This is a genomic window from Pseudomonas frederiksbergensis (genome assembly GCF_003732275.1).
GTDB classification, from domain to species: Bacteria; Pseudomonadota; Gammaproteobacteria; order Pseudomonadales; family Pseudomonadaceae; genus Aquipseudomonas; species Aquipseudomonas frederiksbergensis_H.
Map to the genome: position 1 here is coordinate 1012033 of NZ_MOBM01000039.1, position 16154 is coordinate 1028186.

Below are 16154 nucleotides of genomic sequence, written 5' to 3' on the forward strand. Positions count from 1 at the left end.
GCGATTCAATGAGACCGCATAACTAGGCACTGCGGACAGCAATGCCTTGTTATGCGCTTACAAATCACAACTACTCCGCCAACACCTTGGGTAAGAGTCGTAAGTTGACCTCAGGATTACAGGCTCCACCATTTTGGCCAAGGGATACGGCTAGAGCCATACCCGGCGGCAAGTCGAAATGCCGGGATGCCTCAAAACCGTCAGACGATACCTGTGTAGAGGCGCATATCCTCTGCCTCACGTTCATCTTCTGGCAATAGGTCCCAAAGCCGGCCGTTCACCTGATTCAGGTCGTCCCAAGATTCGCTGGAGATGTGGCGCTTCCCATTTTCAAAAAGCTGTTTGGCCTGCATTTGGTCGTTCATAGAAGCACGGTGTTTCACAAGGTGCTCGAACATCCCAACCAGGAAGTCAGGCATGCGCATGAGAATCTGCCACTTTATCCGTGCCAACTCGCTAGTCGCAGCCTCAACCCGTTCGGGATTGGTCGAGTGGATAAACGTCTGCTCACGCGCAAGAAGCTCGCGTAACTGATGTTTTTCCCGATCATTCCCATTCTCTTGAACTAGAGAAGCGACGTCCTGCCTCGATTCCGCATAAGTCGCCCTCGCTCCGTCTAAGCGCTTAGAGGACGTCAACTCGAATACCTCTTCAGCCACCCGACGTTTCTTGTCCTCGAGTTTGAAACGATCGTCTGTCACGTCGTCAGCAGAAAGAGTCCCGCTCTCGGAGATGAGGCCTCGTACCTTTCCGAGCAAGCGCTCCAGCTTCTCCGCCGCTTCGTGGTTGCCGTTAGCCGCCGCTTCGTCCACCTCGGACTGGACGCTCGCCTCGAGTTGCAAAACCTCAGAAGCCAGCTGGCGTGAGTCAACATGGCGCGCAGTGCCATTGAAGACCTGCGAGAACTCCTGACCAGTGCCGTTGAGATAGGCCGAGATTGTGAGATCGCGTGATTCTGAGATATCGAAGGTGAGGTCAATCTCGGTACCCTTAATGAGATCACGGCTGATCTGCTTTCCGGTGATCAGCAGGCTCCCAATGGGCTTGTTTGTGGAAGAGTGCTTCTCGGCTGGCCCCTCGACCACCATAATGCGGAGCTCTTCGTCGGATCCTTTGACGATGGTCTTGGCCACCTCGACAGTCCTTTTCGTTTTCGCCGGCAACACGCAATTCTTCGTGAAAATCTTATTGAGCCGCGTGTCCTTGTTAGCAATGTCGTCGGTAACAAGGCAAAGATCCTCAGGCAGCATCTGCCCTGCCACGCTATAACGGCCCTGAGCAATCTGGATGGAGTCCAGGCCGACATCGATAGGGTTGTTCTGCACGTCCAGTATTCTGAACTGAAATAGATTGAAGGCCCCTTCCCGAAGCGGGAGGTCCTCCATGATCCTGTTAGAAAGGGCCTTAAGGCCGCTATCGAAGGCTCCGTCTTCGCTATAAATGCGGTAGAACAGGCTCGAGATGTCTCCCTCTACCTTGGCACTGAAGGTTTCCTCGGACTCCTGGGAGTTGCGATTGTAAACCTGCCTGATCTTGAGCTGACGGCTGTTAGAGGGGACCTTGACAGTATCACCACCTGCCTTGAACTCCTTGGTGCCCGCGAAATAAGCCGCACCAATGGCTATCGCGTTGCTCGGGTCGATCGACGTGTTTACCGGGATGCCCATCAATTCCTCAATGCGCTTGCGTACGTAGGGAATATACGTTCCGCCACCCACCATAAGTACGAACTTCAAATCCTCTGGCCGCAGGGAGTTCCGAGTGAGTATCTTTTTCATCATATCGGCTGTGCTATCGATAGCCGCCGTGATGACATCCTCGAACTCCGAACGCGTAATATTTAGTAGGGAGTCGATCGCGACTCCATCTTCGTCCACGAGGCTGACCATCTCAAGATCGATCTCTGCGGATGTCTTCGTAGAGAGTTCAATCTTCGCGCCCTCGGCGGCGTGCAGCAGGCGGTACCAGAGTTTATTGTATTTCCCCTTCTCGCTCTTCATCTGGCCAAGCAGGTCCGTGAATCTCCCACGACGCAAGATCTCGGGTACGAGGACCTTCTCGATGATCTGCTCATCGAAGTCGCAGCCGCCAAGATAGTTGTCACCCTCGTGATCGACAACAGTCAGCTCGCCCTCGACGATCTTCACCAAGGCCACGTCAAAGGTTCCGCCGCCCAGGTCGTAAACCATCCACTGGCTGTTGCGCAGATCGACGTTCTTCTCCCTGTTAGCGTAGGCAAGGCTAGCTGCGATGGGCTCCTGAAGGAGCACCACCTGTTTGAAGCCTGCGGCCACGCCCGCCTCTTTGGTTGCGTTCGACTGCACGGTATCGAATGAAGTGGGAATGGTGATAACGACTGCCTCCACAGCCTCGCCCGAATGAACGAAATTCTTGAGCTCCTTAAGGATGAAGGCTGAAAGCTCGATGGGCGTCTTGGAGCCGACAGACTGTATCTTGATCGTCTCAGTCGTACCCATTTTTCGCTTGAACCTGCTGGCGACGTTCTTGGGATCCTTCTCCACGTACGTACGCGCTTGGTCCCCTATCAGAATGCGATCGTTCCTGAAAAACACTACTGAGGGAAGCGTCTCCTTGAAGCCGTTGGGATTCTTAAAAACCTCGACCTGCCCCTTGTCAAACTTGGCGATCAGGGAGTTTGTTGTACCAAGGTCGATGCCAAAACTCACCATCTTGCTCATTACACGCCCCCCTCTTTCGATTGAACTACCACAATTCCCTTCTGGACTACCCGCGAACTCTCGGCATGCCCCCATTGGACTCGGATGATGGGTTTTATGACATCCGCGACAACTAGGTTCTCGGTACCCGATCCGGAGATGGCCGCCTCAAGGTCCGTCCTAGTCTCCCTGAACGGCTGCCCCATGGGGTCCTCATAAAAAATTCCCTCGCTCATAAAAGCGTCTTTCATCTTCTCCACATTGCGACCAGCGTTTCCCGGATCGCCATGCAGCGCGAGCTTCCTTTCAATTTCATAAAGATTGTTGAGCAGCGAGAGGGTCCACTTGGGAACCTCTATCGCAGGGAAGTGAGCCATCTTCATTCCTCGTTTTAGTTATAGGTATTAGCTAGGAAGCTGAGCATTGGCGCGTTATCTACTTCCCTGAGCGAGAGAGAAATTCTGACCTTGCGGGATTGCTCGTCCGACACGATTACATCTCCGTTCTCGATCGTTACGCGCACCCTACGCCATGGCACTAGGTGGGGCGTGGTGAAAATCCAGCCCGATGTTTCAAACTTGATCCCTTGAGAGGAGACCTTACAAGGCCCTATGTGTAGAGTAAGCCCTGCCTGCAATTGATTCTCCATCCACCTCATGACTTGAGGTAGGAGGTAGTTAATCGCAGCATTTATCAAATCCCCGAAATACTTCTGACCTACTGTTATATCCTTCGTTTTCCAACTAAAGATGATTTTCATATCATTCTTTTTGCTTGTTGCTACAAAGAAGAAGTCATAGACCTCTCCCAACGAATCTCTCGTGACCAGCGCTCCCCACCGGACAGAATGGACGTCGGCAGCAGCAATGAATCTCTCACCCTTCTTAACGCCTTCCTTAGTAATCTCCCAAGATTCTGAGCCACTGGACAATTTTGCCTCGTCCTTGCGCTCTTCAAGGATCAGTTCTTCTATTTTCTCGAAGTCCTCCTCAAGCCTTTGGTTAAGGTCGATTGATTTGAAACGAAACACTTTCGTGAGTTGAAGCATTTCACGAGCCAAACTGCTGTCACCATGGCTGTTGGAACAGCTGATGGCGATGGAACGTATCTGTGTGACGGCGTCGTTCTGATAATCACGAAAATACGCTGGAAGTAGGTTAAGAATGACGACCAACGCATTTGTTTCCAAAATCTCTCTGATGGATGAAGTCGAGTATTTTTTGCTGTCTGCATTATGTTTGGCTTTTCGTAAAGGATCTAAAAGACGGTCAACAAGCCTACGCGCGTTCTCGAAGCATATATCCGCGCGGGAAGATGCAACCCAACGCCGCCCGTCGAGCAAGCATTCAAGTACAATGAAGTTTCTAGAGTCGATAACTTTAGATAGCACTCGATCGAACTGCGACGCAAAAATATCACTGAGCCACTCGCGGAAACCATTATCTTCGTTATTGAGTAGTTCAATGGTGTCCAAATGCGACTCTAGCTCGTCGACGAGGAAATGCTCGTGCGCCCCCTTGCAAAGAAACGCCAACAACGGTTTGTTCTGGAAGACATACCAGTGGAATGCCCGTTTGCGCTCATTGTTCAACTCTTCGCAAACACCGATGGCTTTTGACTTATCGATGGTGATACCTGGTATCCAAGAAACGATCCCATCTTCCAGATCGATTTCCTGTAACAGCGACTTTTTGAGTCTCTGCATAGCCTTAGAATCAAAATCATCCAGGTCTAGGTTATTTGGCGGGTTGAGTAGCTCGAAAGGGTTGAGGTAATGCGTGTACCACTGCTCTTTCGGCAGAAGAGTATCGCCTTGGAGACGGGCGTTGCTGGCCAACTGTTGAAGTCTCGGTAGGGCATTGGAGAGGCTTTTGATCGGAGGTTCGTAATCTGGGAAGCGACGCGAGGTAAGCCTCCACATGTCGACAGCGTCGGCGTCCTGCGAAATCTCAGGATGGCTGTAGGCAAGACCGAGGTTGTAAAGGCTCGCTGGATGGTCGGAGAACGTTGCACCCTGTTGCCAATACTTAATGGCCTCGAAGAAATGATTGTTGCGATAATTCAGTATTCCGAATCTGTTTATTTGAAAGTTGGACAAACTTGCCAACATCTCAATGTGAGTAAGGATCAAAAGTTCCTCATCGTCCTGGTCGACATTGTCTTCATTGGCATAAATGCCTGACAGTGCCTCGAGCGCTTCTAGGCTGTCCGAATCACATTCGAGCGCCTCCATAAACGCGTCCTTAGCTCCCTTCTCGCCGACCTTCATCAAGGCGCGACCAAGGTACACCCAACCAGTAGTAAATTGAGGTGCCAATTCGAGGGTCTTGCGTAACGCCGGAATGACGTTATTAGCATCCCCCATGTCCCACCGACTCAGTGCGACATGCCACCAAGCGCTGGCATTGTCCGGCTCAGCCTCAGCTGCAGCCATCGCAGAAACCAGAGCCTCCTTGTACCTTTTTCGAACTCTTTGATCTTTGGCCTTCTCAATGAGCTCATCCGCAGTCAAAGACATTTGTAACTCCTTGTCGCGTGCTCCTGCATGCCGTACGTATCGCTACAGGCGGTGAGTGTAGTCAAGGATCCTGAGTCATATTTGAAATTGCCAAAATCTGGCCTGCTGCTCCCATCGCGTAAATTCGCCTCCCCCCATTAAGGTTTGAGCTTGATGTGCAACCTAGAGGTACCGAATATGAAAAAATCGAGATTGAACGGTCTGAGAGCAGAACAAACTGTTTCGTGAGCAACAACGCCTGATCCTGTCTAGGTTCAGCGAGCTACAGAAGTACCCCTAGGGGCCTTGGAGCGAGGTGTTGCCCTCGAGTCGGCCATCGGCCTGATATGCATCGGCGTATTGCTTGGTTATGGACTAACCAAGCTTGTTTAAGCTCAAACCAAACGCTGATCGGTCGCTTTTGCGCGAACGAATGGAGAAAACTCTCCGCAGGTTAGAAAGCAACAGCAGGTGTTGTGAGTAGAAATGTGAGTAGATATTGGCGACACCATCCCTCTTACAGCTTAATATGGCGCCTGCAAGCCAAAGTTCGAGTCTCCCTCGGGCACCAAAATTAAGAAAGGTCTTGCTTTGCAAGGCCTTTTTTTTCGCCTAAAGAAAAGTGAGCCCACCCCGCCGCCCCGTAGGAGCTGCCGAAGGTTGCGAGCTTTTGATTTTGCTCTTTCGGCGCGACAGCCCAAAACCGCTCGCTAACGAATCAAGGATTCACACAATGGAATTGCCACTGGAAACCGTTGCCCTTTTCGCCTTCAAGCTGGCTTATGAGACGGAAGGTGAAAGTCCGATTCTGCGGGATGATCCGATCATGAGTGACTATGAGCGGGAGGTATTCGGCTTGCTGGTGCGCAGGGGTGATGTCGAGGGTATTCAGTTTAGAGTGGCGCATTGTGTGGGTTTGGCGCTGGACGCTATAGGCGGCGTAGATACGCCGCTAGGGCGCGAACTACATAGATTGTCGGCTGATTTGCGTGGTGCGCAGACCCTGGAGCAACTTGATGCACCGCTCATCGCACTCAAGGACTACTTGAAAGCTATTCAGTGAGTGCAACCAAAACCCACCCGGACAACAACGCCCTTCAGCACAGAGCTATCAGTTTGATATCGTGCCTCCATAGCTTCATCTCATCAAAGATGACCAATAGCGGTTTCAGGGGCATTGTTAACAAGGAAAAGGATTGAATGCAGCTAATCGGCGTGTTGGTGTTCTTCGCTGCGACAGTGGGGATGTGGATTTGGGTGGTGAGGAACCGTGGTACCGGGAATCTGTGGCTCGCTAATCTGGCAGGTGCCGTGGGTAGCTTTATTGTCGGGCTTGCGGTGCTGATTCTGTTCAACAGATGGTTTGTCCCCGGAGGAAACTCGGCACGGGGCGTAGTATTCATGTTCTATACGTTGATGGCGGTTTTAGGGGCCTTTGTCGGAACTTGGCTTCTGGTGATTGCCTGGCTCAAGCAGTCTGAATACCCCGTCGTCCGTCATGTCATCGCCGGAGCGTGCAGTGTGTTGGCGGCACTGACCACGGTGGTGTTGTGGGTGATGATCCTTCCCGCCAAGTGAGTGTTTTGACACCCCGCCCATGGCGCTCAAGGGTTACCTGAAAACTACTCAGTGAGCGAACGCCTCGGCCTGCGCTCTTCTAGACTTAATAGATAGTCGTAGACAGAATCGAACACGTCGCTTTGGTGCTGATGAATCAAAGGCAGCATGGCAAGCTGCCTGTTATGCCCTGAAGAGGTGCGGCAAAGACCGCACCGGGCCCAACAAGATGCCCGCTCAGGGTGCCTGGCCAACGGCCTGAAAATGCCACGATGCCGTGACGTGGTGTGACTGCCGCAGCCGACACTTTCGGACAACTGACAACCGCCTGGTTTGTCCGTGATCGTGAGGAATGCTGTATGCCTGATGAGATGTTGCACCTGCCTATGGTCAACAGCCTGCTGGAGCGCCACAAACGCTCCCCCGGCGCACTGTTGCCCATCCTTCATGAGATTCAGGAGGGCATCGGTTACATCCCCGATGCCGCCATCCCCGAGATTGCCCACGCCCTCAACCTGAGTCAGGCCGAGGTTCGCGGGGTGATCAGCTTCTACCATGACTTCCGCACCGCGCCTCCGGCCCGGCATATTCTGCGTCTGTGCCGGGCCGAGTCCTGCCAGAGCCGCGGCGCCGAGCAGCTCGCCGCGCAGTTGCGCGAACGTCTGCAACTGGACGACCACGGCAGCAGCGCCGACGGCAACATCAGTCTGCGCCCGGTGTATTGCCTCGGCGCCTGCGCCTGCTCGCCAGCCCTGGAGCTGGATGGTCAGCTGCATGCGCGGCTCAGCCCCGAGCGTCTGGATGCCCTGCTCGATGCTTGCCGGGAGGATGCATGATGCCGCGCCTCTATCTGCCCTGTGATTCTCTGGCCCGCGCCGTGGGCGCCGATGAGGTGGCCGTGGCCCTTGCCACTCAGGCCCAACGCAATCTGCAGCTGGACCTGCAACGCACCAGTTCTCGCGGCCTGTACTGGCTGGAACCGCTGCTGGAAGTGGACAGCCCGCAAGGTCGTATCGGCTTCGGCCCGCTGACGGCTGCCGATGTGCCGTCGGTGCTCGATGCGCTGCAAGGCGAGCCGTCCGCCCATCCGCTGGCCCTGGGGCTGGTGGAAGAGTTGCCGTATCTGAAGACTCAACAACGCCTGCTGTTTGCCCGCGCTGGCATTACCCAGCCGCTGTCCCTGGAGGATTACCGGGCTCACGGCGGCTTCGAGGGCTTGACCCAGGCCATCGCCTTGGGCGGCGAGCAGACCGCGACTGCTGTGTTCGATTCGGGGTTGCGTGGCCGTGGCGGCGCGGCCTTCCCGGCCGGGATCAAATGGCGCACGGTGCGCGCCACCCAGGCTGCGCAGAAATACATTGTGTGCAACGCCGACGAAGGCGACTCCGGCACCTTTGCTGACCGCATGCTGATGGAAGGCGACCCGTTCCTGCTGATCGAAGGCATGGCGATTGCCGGTCTGTGCGTTGGAGCGACTTACGGCTACATCTATGTGCGCTCGGAATACCCGGCTGCCGTGGCGACACTGCGTGCGGCACTGGATATTGCCCGGTCCGCCGGTTACCTCGGCGCCGATGTCGGCGGCAGCGGCCAGGCCTTCGATATGGAAGTGCGAGTTGGTGCCGGCGCGTACATCTGCGGTGAAGAAACTGCGCTGCTGGACTCGCTCGAAGGCAAGCGCGGGATTGTTCGCGCCAAGCCACCGATCCCCGCCTTGCAGGGTCTGTTCGGCCTGCCGACCCTGGTACACAACGTGCTGACCCTGGCCTCGGTGCCGCTGATTCTGGCCAAGGGTGCGCAGTTCTACCGCGATTACGGCATGGGCCGCTCCCTGGGCACCATGCCCTTCCAGCTGGCGGGCAATATTCGTCACGGCGGCCTGGTGGAACGGGCCTTTGGTCTGACCCTGCGGGAACTGGTGGAAGACTACGGCGGCGGGACCGCCAGTGGCCGACCGCTGAAGGCCGCTCAGGTCGGTGGCCCGCTCGGCGCTTGGGTGCCACCGTCGAAATTCGACACGCCGCTGGATTACGAAGCCTTCGCTGCCATCGGCGCCATGCTCGGTCACGGCGGTGTGGTAGTGGCTGACGACACCTTGGACATGGCCCACATGGCGCGCTTCGCGATGCAGTTCTGCGCCGAGGAATCCTGTGGCAAATGCACCCCATGCCGCATCGGCTCGACCCGGGGCGTGGAGGTGATCGACCGCCTGCTGGCCGCGCCTGACCAGAACAGTCGTGATGAGCAGGTGATCATCCTCAAGGACCTGTGCGACACCCTGCAATACGGTTCGCTGTGCGCGTTGGGCGGCATGACCTCCTATCCGGTGGTCAGCGCCCTCAAGTACTTCCCCGCCGACTTCGGTCTGCAGTCCTCGGAGGCCGACCAATGATCACTCTCTTCGACCCGAATACAGATATCGACTTGGGCACCCCGGCCCGCGACAGCCAGGTGCAGGTCACCGTGAACATCGACGGCCGCAGCATCAGCGTGCCCGAAGGGACCTCGGTGATGCGCGCCGCCGCGCTGCTGGGCACCACCATTCCCAAACTGTGTGCCACCGACAGCCTGGAAGCCTTCGGCTCCTGCCGCATGTGCCTGGTGGAGATCGATGGCATGCGCGGCTACCCCGCGTCCTGCACCACGCCGGTCAGCGAAGGCATGAGCGTGCACACCCAGACGCCGAAGCTCGCCACCCTGCGCCGCAATGTCATGGAGTTGTACATCTCCGATCACCCGCTGGACTGTCTGACCTGCTCGGCCAACGGCAATTGCGAGCTGCAAACTGTCGCCGGTCAGGTTGGCCTGCGGGAAGTGCGTTACGGCTATGAAGGTGAAAATCATCTGGCCGACGTGAAGGACACTTCCAACCCCTACTTCGATTACGACCCGAGCAAGTGCATCGTCTGCAACCGCTGCGTGCGCGCCTGCGAAGAAACCCAGGGCACCTTTGCCCTGACCATTACCGGGCGCGGTTTCGAATCCCGAGTCGCGGCCGCCGGTGGCGATAACTTCCTCGACTCCGAATGCGTGTCCTGCGGCGCCTGTGTGCAAGCCTGCCCCACCGCGACCCTGATGGAAAAAAGCGTGGTCGAACTGGGTCAGCCCGAACGCAGCGTGATCACCACCTGTGCCTATTGCGGCGTGGGCTGCTCGTTCCGCGCCGAGATGAAAGGCGACAAGCTGGTGCGCATGGTTCCGGACAAGAACGGCCAGGCCAACCACGGCCACTCCTGCGTCAAAGGGCGCTTTGCCTGGGGCTACGCCACCCACCCGGATCGCATCACCAAACCGATGATCCGCAAAAACATCAACGATCCCTGGCAGGAAGTCAGCTGGGATGAAGCGGTGACCTACGCAGCCAGCGAATTCCGCCGGCTGCAGCAAAAGTACGGCCGCGACTCCATTGGTGGCATCACCTCCAGCCGCTGCACCAACGAAGAAACCTACCTGGTGCAAAAACTGGTGCGCGCCGCGTTCGGCAACAACAACGTCGACACCTGTGCGCGGGTCTGCCACTCGCCGACCGGCTATGGCTTGAAACAAACTCTTGGCGAATCCGCCGGCACTCAGAGTTTCGACTCGGTGATGCAGGCCGATGTGATCCTGGTAATGGGCGCCAACCCCAGCGACGCCCACCCGGTGTTCGCCTCCCAGCTCAAACGCCGCCTGCGTGAAGGCGCGCGGCTGATCGTCATCGACCCACGACGCATTGATCTGGTGGACTCGGTGCATGCCCGCGCCGAACTGCACCTGGCCCTGCGCCCGGGCACCAACGTCGCCATGCTCAACGCACTGGCTCACGTTATCGTCACCGAAGGACTGCTCAACCAGGCCTTTATCGACGCTCGTTGCGAGGACGTTGATTTCGCCCACTGGCGAGAATTCGTCAGCCGCGCGGAAAACTCGCCGGAAGTCCTTGGCGCCATCTGCGGCGTAGACCCTGCCGACATCCGCGCCGCCGCCCGTCTGTATGCCACCGGCGGCAATGCGGCGATCTACTACGGCCTGGGTGTCACTGAACACAGCCAGGGCAGCACCGCCGTCATGGGCATCGCCAACCTGGCCATGGCCACCGGCAACATCGGCCGCGAAGGCGTGGGCGTGAACCCGCTGCGTGGGCAGAACAACGTTCAGGGCTCGTGCGACATGGGCTCCTTCCCTCACGAGTTGCCTGGCTACCGCCACATCTCCAACGAGGTGGTACGGGCGCAGTTCGAACAGGCCTGGAATGTCACCCTGCAACCCGATCCGGGCCTGCGCATTCCCAACATGTTCGAGGCCGCCCTCAGCGGCAGCTTCAAGGGCCTGTATTGCCAGGGCGAAGACATCGCCCAGAGCGACCCGAATACCCAGCACGTCACCGCAGCCCTGTCCGCCATGGAATGCATCGTGGTGCAGGACATTTTCCTCAACGAAACCGCCAAGTTCGCCCACGTGTTCCTGCCGGGCTGCTCGTTCCTGGAAAAAGACGGCACGTTCACCAACGCCGAACGACGCATCTCCCGGGTGCGCAAGGTCATGGACCCTCTGGGCGGCAAGGCTGACTGGGAAGGCACCGTGGCCCTGGCCAACGCGCTGGGCTACCCGATGAACTACAAACATCCGTCAGAAATCATGGATGAAATCGCCAGCCTGACGCCGACCTTCACCAACGTCAGCTACGCCGAACTGGATCGCCACGGCAGCCTGCAATGGCCATGCAACGCGGCGGCACCGGACGGCACGCCAACCATGCACATCGAGGAATTCGTGCGCGGCAAGGGGCGATTCATGCTCACCGGCTACGTGCCCACCGAGGAAAAGGTCAACAACCGTTATCCGTTGCTGCTGACCACCGGGCGCATCCTCAGCCAGTACAACGTCGGCGCCCAGACCCGGCGTACCGACAACGTCGCCTGGCACCACGAAGACCGCCTGGAAATCCACCCGACCGACGCCGAGAGCCGTGGCATCAACGAAGATGATTGGGTCGGCATTGGCAGCCGCGCCGGACAGACCGTACTGCGCGCGCGGATCACCGAACGGGTAGCCCCAGGCGTGGTGTACACCACCTTCCACTTCCCTGAATCGGGGGCCAACGTCATCACCACCGACAACTCCGACTGGGCCACCAACTGTCCGGAGTACAAGGTTACCGCCGTTGAAGTCAGCCGCGTCTACCACCCTTCCGAGTGGCAAAAACGCTATCAGGAATTCAGCGACGAACAACAACGTCTGCTCGACGAACGCCGCCAGGCACGCACTGCTGGAGCAAAAGCCGAGGTACGCCGATGAGCACTGACAATCTGATCAAAATGGTCAACCAGATCGCCCAGTACTTCGCCAGCGAGCCGGACCAGCAAACGGCCGTGCTCGGTGTGCGCAATCACCTGCAGATGTATTGGACACCCGGCATGCGCAAGGAATTGCTGGCCTGGCAGACGGAGCATCAAGGGGCAGACCTGCACCCACTGGCGCAGGCGGCGGTCAGTGGGGCGGGCTGGGAGGCTTAGGTTTACACAATCCTTGGGGAGGATTTCCCCTTGGCCTGTTGGCTGAAAACTGTGGCGAGGGAGCTTGCTCCCGCTGGACTGCGCAGTAGTCCTTTCTTTGGGGCCGCTTCGCGACCCAGCGGGAGCAAGCTCCCTCGCCACAGGTTTTTGATCATTTCGAGGCGAGTCCTTCGGGACCTAATGCACCGGCAACACCACCAACGCTTCCAACCCGCCCGTCGACCGATTACGCAATGTCAGCTCGCCTCCGTGCTCCAGCACAATCGCCCGCGCCGCCGATAACCCTAAACCAACCCCCCCAGTGCTTTTGTTCCGCGAGCCTTCCATCCGGAAGAACGGCACAAACACTTGCTCAAGGCAGGCATCTGGAATGCCCGGTCCACGATCCAGTACTTTGATCCGCACCTGGCCAGCGCTCGGGACCAGTTCAATCCCCGGCTCACTGCCGTACTTGATAGCGTTGTCGAGCAAGTTGGTCATCACCCGTTTAAGCCCCAACGGACGCCCGAAATACACCCACCGCAGCGGCCCGCTGAACGTAATGTCGACTCCCTGATCGCGGTAATCATCAAGCAATGTTTGCAGCAGTTCCGCCAGATCAAACTGGGTCGCCGGTTCAAGCCGCGCATCATCACGAAAGAACTCCAGCGCCGAGTTGATCATTGCCTGCATTTCATCCACATCACGAAAAAGCCGCTGCTGTTGCTCGCTGTCTTCGATGAATTCGCCACGCAAGCGCATCCGCGTCAGAGGAGCGCGCAGGTCGTGGGAAATGGCGGCGAGCATTTGCGTGCGATCGCGGATGAAGTGTTGCAACTGGGCCTGCATGGCGTTGAACGCGAGAATGGCCTGGCGGATTTCGTGGGGGCCGAGCGGTTCGATCGGCGGTGCGCGAAAGTCCACGCCGAAGCGGCGGGCGCCTTCGGCGAAGCGCTGCAAAGGAGTGGCGAGGCGTCGGGTGGCGATCAGTGCGACCAGTGCGGTGGAGATCAGCACTAGCAGGATCACGATCAGGTAGCGTGGTGCTTCGTCGAGCCCCCAACTGCGCGAGGGCGCGGAGAACATCAGCCATGATGAATCCGATAGCTCGATCAGCAGCGCGTAATGCGCGTCTTCCATGTGCTCCGTCCAGTCGGCCGGTTCATAGGCTTCGATGCGCCGGTCAGGGGCTCTGAGCATCGGCTGCAGGATGGTCGAGCCGATGTCAGACTTCGGATCATCCACTGTCGGCAGGTTGAGATCGTGCCGGTCAGGGTGCCAAGTGACAGTGAAGCCGTTCTCGTTGGCAGCTTGCGCCAATGGGTTGCGCAGTGGCGCCGGGGCGGCCTCGATGATGCGGGCGATGGCGGCGGCTTTTTCCAGCAAGCCGATTTCGGTCAGTGGCGGGCGCGCCCAAACCCCGGCCAATTGGATAAACAACCCATTGAGCGCCAGTGAAATGAGCATGGCCAGGATGATCGTCAACGCGATCCAGCGCGCCACCGTATCTTGCGCCCAGTCTCGGGCGCGAGTCCGCTTCAGCCAGCTCATCGCCGCGTCACGCTGGGCGTAAACAGGTAACCGCCGTTGCGCACGGTGCGAATCATCGCCGGGCGCTTGGTGTCGGACTCGAGTTTGCGCCGCAGACGGCTGACCTGAACGTCGATGCTGCGATCGAACGCCTCATGGCAATGCCCGCGCGCCAGGTCCAGCAATTGTTCACGAGTGAGAATGCGTTGGGGGTGTTCGACAAAGACCAGCAGCAGGTCAAACTCACCGGCCGACAGCGGGATCATCACGTTGTCCGGCGAGCGCAACTCACGGCGAGTGACGTCCAAGTGCCAGTCGGCGAAGTCGATCAGCGGCCGTGGCCGTTCCTGCAACACCGGACGGCGTTCGTCCACTCGGCGCAGCACGGCGCGCACTCGGGCCAGCAGTTCACGGGCGTCGAAGGGTTTGGTCAGATAATCATCGGCGCCCAGCTCCAGACCGACTACCCGATCACTGAGCTCGCCCATGGCCGTCAGCATGATTACCGGTATTGCGTGTCGAATCCGCAGTTGCTGACACAGGACCAGCCCGCTGTCGCCGGGCAACATCACGTCCAGAATGATCAGGTCCGGCGCCTGGCGCTCTATGGCCGACCACAGCGACGCACCGTCTGTGGCGACCTCGACGCTGTAGCCGTGCTGCACGAAGAATTTTTTCAGTAGATCAAGGACTTCAAGGTCGTCGTCCACAATTAAAAGGCTGTTCACCGAAGGTCACTTAAGGGGCGAATGGAACCGCCATCTAAAACCATTCACGGCCGCGCGTCATATATTTCAACTCTGCAATAAAACATCAGCGCCGCAATAAACCAGACATCTTGGCGCAAGGCTAGGAGCTCAGCATCACGGCGAATTCCTCCTGAGACTTGTGTCCATGTTGCCTTTCAAGTGTGCTCCCTGGTTGACCCGCAACACCTCAATTGCCGTGTTGGCCGCAGGACTTACGGGTTGCAGTAGCCAGCCGCCGTCCACCACCAACGTGGCCTGCGCCGACATCGCCTATTCGGTGTACGACCCGGCGGAACCGTTCAATCGCGGCGTCTTCGCGTTTAACCGGGTGGTTGATGATTACGCCTTGGCGCCGGTCGCGCGCGGCTACCGCTACACGCCAGACTTTTTCCAGACCGGTATGCATAACTTTGTAGCGAACTTTGGCGAACCGAAGGTCTTTATCAATGACCTGTTGCAAGGCAACCCGATGCGCTCGGTCAATACCCTGGGACGTTTCGCGCTCAACACCACGGTCGGGGTAGTGGGCTTGATCGACGTCTCCGGCATGGCCGGTATCCCGCGCCACGACTCGGACTTCGGCCAGACCTTCGGCGTGTGGGGCATCGGCAACGGTCCGATCGTCGAGCTGCCATTGCTCGGGACCTCCAACAGTCGCGACGCCGCCGGACGCGTGCTCGGCTTTGTGGTCGATCCATTCGGCAGCAATAGCGATACCGTCGAGACGCTGTCCACTATCAGCACTGTCGGTGGCATCATCGATGATCGGGCAGAAGCCTTACCGCTGACCGACAGCCTGCAAAAACTGCCGGACTATTACAGCGCGTTGCGTAATGTGGTGGCCGAGCATCGTGCTGCTTACGTGGCCGATGGCAAACAAGGCTCGCCAGAGAACACTACCCCTCAATGCACAGGAGCACCGGCCGATGGTTTCTGAAAGCAATAGCCTGACTCTGCAGCAACGGGTGATCCGGGACGACACGGCCAATCTGCATCTGCACTGTCGGGAAATCACCCTGCGCCTGTCACCGGACTGTCGCCAACTAGTGCTCAGCCGCTACACCGAACATTACGGCCCGGCGCTGGTGCGCTGGATAGAGCGCAGCCACACGGTGTCGGTGACCGAGCTGTTTCGCTGGCTCGTGGCCAATGGTGAGATGGGGGTCATGAGAGCGGGTAGCCAGTCGCAGCCTTGATTTCAGGGTGATGATACGGAGGATTGAAGTCTTCCGGTCATCATCCCGCTCGAAGCCTAAAGCGAAACAGAGACAAATCTTTTTCCCCTCCCACAGATGCTGCGACCCTTACCAGCACTCACGCTCGTGCATAGACCCAGGCGGTGATGCCGGACTTGAGGGTCACACTGACGCGCTTGTAATCCGCCACCTCGTATTCGTCGGCCGCGGCAAGCTCTTGCGCCGATATCTCGAAAACGGTGCCGGCGATCTCGTCCGACAGGTCGCCACTCTCCTGCACGATGGGATGATGGGTTTTCCCACTCATGGCCAACACCCGTGGTGAGACTTGTCCCTGCATCACCGTCGTGCCCTTGCCGAACTGCGCCCATGTCGATGAAGAAAATGCTCATCGACATGACGCCTGAGCGAGACGTGACCGCCGGGAGCGGTCCGATGATGCTGTACGAACTTTCCTGCGGACAAAACAAAAC

General features: G+C 57.8%; 13 protein-coding genes and 1 pseudogene. 8 read left to right on the top strand and 6 right to left on the bottom strand.

The window, feature by feature from the left end; genetic code table 11:
• Positions 1–200: 200 nt before the first annotated feature.
• Genes BK662_RS30915 through BK662_RS30925 form a run of 3 tightly spaced genes read right to left on the bottom strand, consistent with a single transcriptional unit; the run spans position 201 to position 5196 of the window.
• On the bottom strand, positions 201–2699 hold the full coding sequence (locus BK662_RS30915; protein WP_185047200.1) for an Hsp70 family protein: 2499 nt from the start codon (positions 2697–2699) through the stop codon (positions 201–203).
• Positions 2699–3055, bottom strand: coding sequence for a hypothetical protein (locus BK662_RS35000; RefSeq protein WP_123360704.1), 357 nt, complete (start codon positions 3053–3055; stop codon positions 2699–2701). Before BK662_RS35000 ends, BK662_RS30915 begins: the two co-directional genes overlap by 1 nt.
• 14 nt (positions 3056–3069) lie before the next feature.
• On the bottom strand, positions 3070–5196 hold the full coding sequence (locus BK662_RS30925; protein WP_123360705.1) for a tetratricopeptide repeat protein: 2127 nt from the start codon (positions 5194–5196) through the stop codon (positions 3070–3072).
• A gap of 712 nt (positions 5197–5908) precedes the next feature.
• On the opposite strand from BK662_RS30925, the gene BK662_RS30930 reads away from it, so the two are divergent.
• The 6 genes from BK662_RS30930 (at position 5909) to BK662_RS30955 (ending at position 12227) form a co-directional block, all read left to right on the top strand.
• A complete protein-coding gene (locus BK662_RS30930; protein WP_123360706.1) occupies positions 5909–6238 on the top strand; it encodes a hypothetical protein in 330 nt (109 codons plus the stop codon).
• Positions 6239–6375: 137 nt separating this feature from the next.
• Positions 6376–6753: a hypothetical protein gene (locus tag BK662_RS30935; protein WP_123360707.1), complete on the top strand. Its 378-nt coding sequence runs from the start codon at positions 6376–6378 to the stop codon at positions 6751–6753.
• A 338-nt stretch (positions 6754–7091) separates the two neighbouring features.
• The gene (locus BK662_RS30940; protein WP_052964752.1) at positions 7092–7568 is read left to right on the top strand and encodes a formate dehydrogenase subunit gamma; all 477 of its coding nucleotides are present in this window, start codon (positions 7092–7094) and stop codon (positions 7566–7568) included.
• The gene (locus BK662_RS30945; RefSeq protein WP_185047201.1) at positions 7565–9124 is read left to right on the top strand and encodes a formate dehydrogenase beta subunit; all 1560 of its coding nucleotides are present in this window, start codon (positions 7565–7567) and stop codon (positions 9122–9124) included. Before BK662_RS30940 ends, BK662_RS30945 begins: the two co-directional genes overlap by 4 nt.
• Entirely contained in the window at positions 9121–12009 is a 2889-nt protein-coding gene (gene fdhF / locus BK662_RS30950) for a formate dehydrogenase subunit alpha (RefSeq protein ID WP_123360708.1), read from the top strand. The genes BK662_RS30945 and fdhF overlap by 4 nt, the downstream gene beginning before the upstream one ends.
• Positions 12006–12227 (top strand): formate dehydrogenase subunit delta, encoded by a 222-nt coding sequence (locus BK662_RS30955; RefSeq protein ID WP_123360709.1) that lies wholly within the window; start codon positions 12006–12008, stop codon positions 12225–12227. Before fdhF ends, BK662_RS30955 begins: the two co-directional genes overlap by 4 nt.
• A gap of 177 nt (positions 12228–12404) precedes the next feature.
• Here BK662_RS30955 and BK662_RS30960 read toward each other — a convergent pair whose 3' ends face one another.
• The gene (locus BK662_RS30960; protein WP_123360710.1) at positions 12405–13757 is read right to left on the bottom strand and encodes a sensor histidine kinase; all 1353 of its coding nucleotides are present in this window, start codon (positions 13755–13757) and stop codon (positions 12405–12407) included.
• Positions 13754–14464, bottom strand: coding sequence for a response regulator (locus tag BK662_RS30965; RefSeq protein ID WP_123360711.1), 711 nt, complete (start codon positions 14462–14464; stop codon positions 13754–13756). The genes BK662_RS30960 and BK662_RS30965 overlap by 4 nt, the downstream gene beginning before the upstream one ends.
• 166 nt (positions 14465–14630) lie before the next feature.
• On the opposite strand from BK662_RS30965, the gene BK662_RS30970 reads away from it, so the two are divergent.
• On the top strand, positions 14631–15422 hold the full coding sequence (locus tag BK662_RS30970; protein ID WP_123360712.1) for an MlaA family lipoprotein: 792 nt from the start codon (positions 14631–14633) through the stop codon (positions 15420–15422).
• On the top strand, positions 15412–15681 hold the full coding sequence (locus BK662_RS30975) for a hypothetical protein (RefSeq protein ID WP_123360713.1): 270 nt from the start codon (positions 15412–15414) through the stop codon (positions 15679–15681). Before BK662_RS30970 ends, BK662_RS30975 begins: the two co-directional genes overlap by 11 nt.
• Positions 15682–15799: 118 nt before the next feature.
• Here BK662_RS30975 and BK662_RS30980 read toward each other — a convergent pair.
• Positions 15800–16003, bottom strand: a pseudogene (locus tag BK662_RS30980) (gamma-glutamylcyclotransferase family protein); the annotation flags it as partial.
• Between the last annotated feature and the right edge of the window lie 151 nt (positions 16004–16154).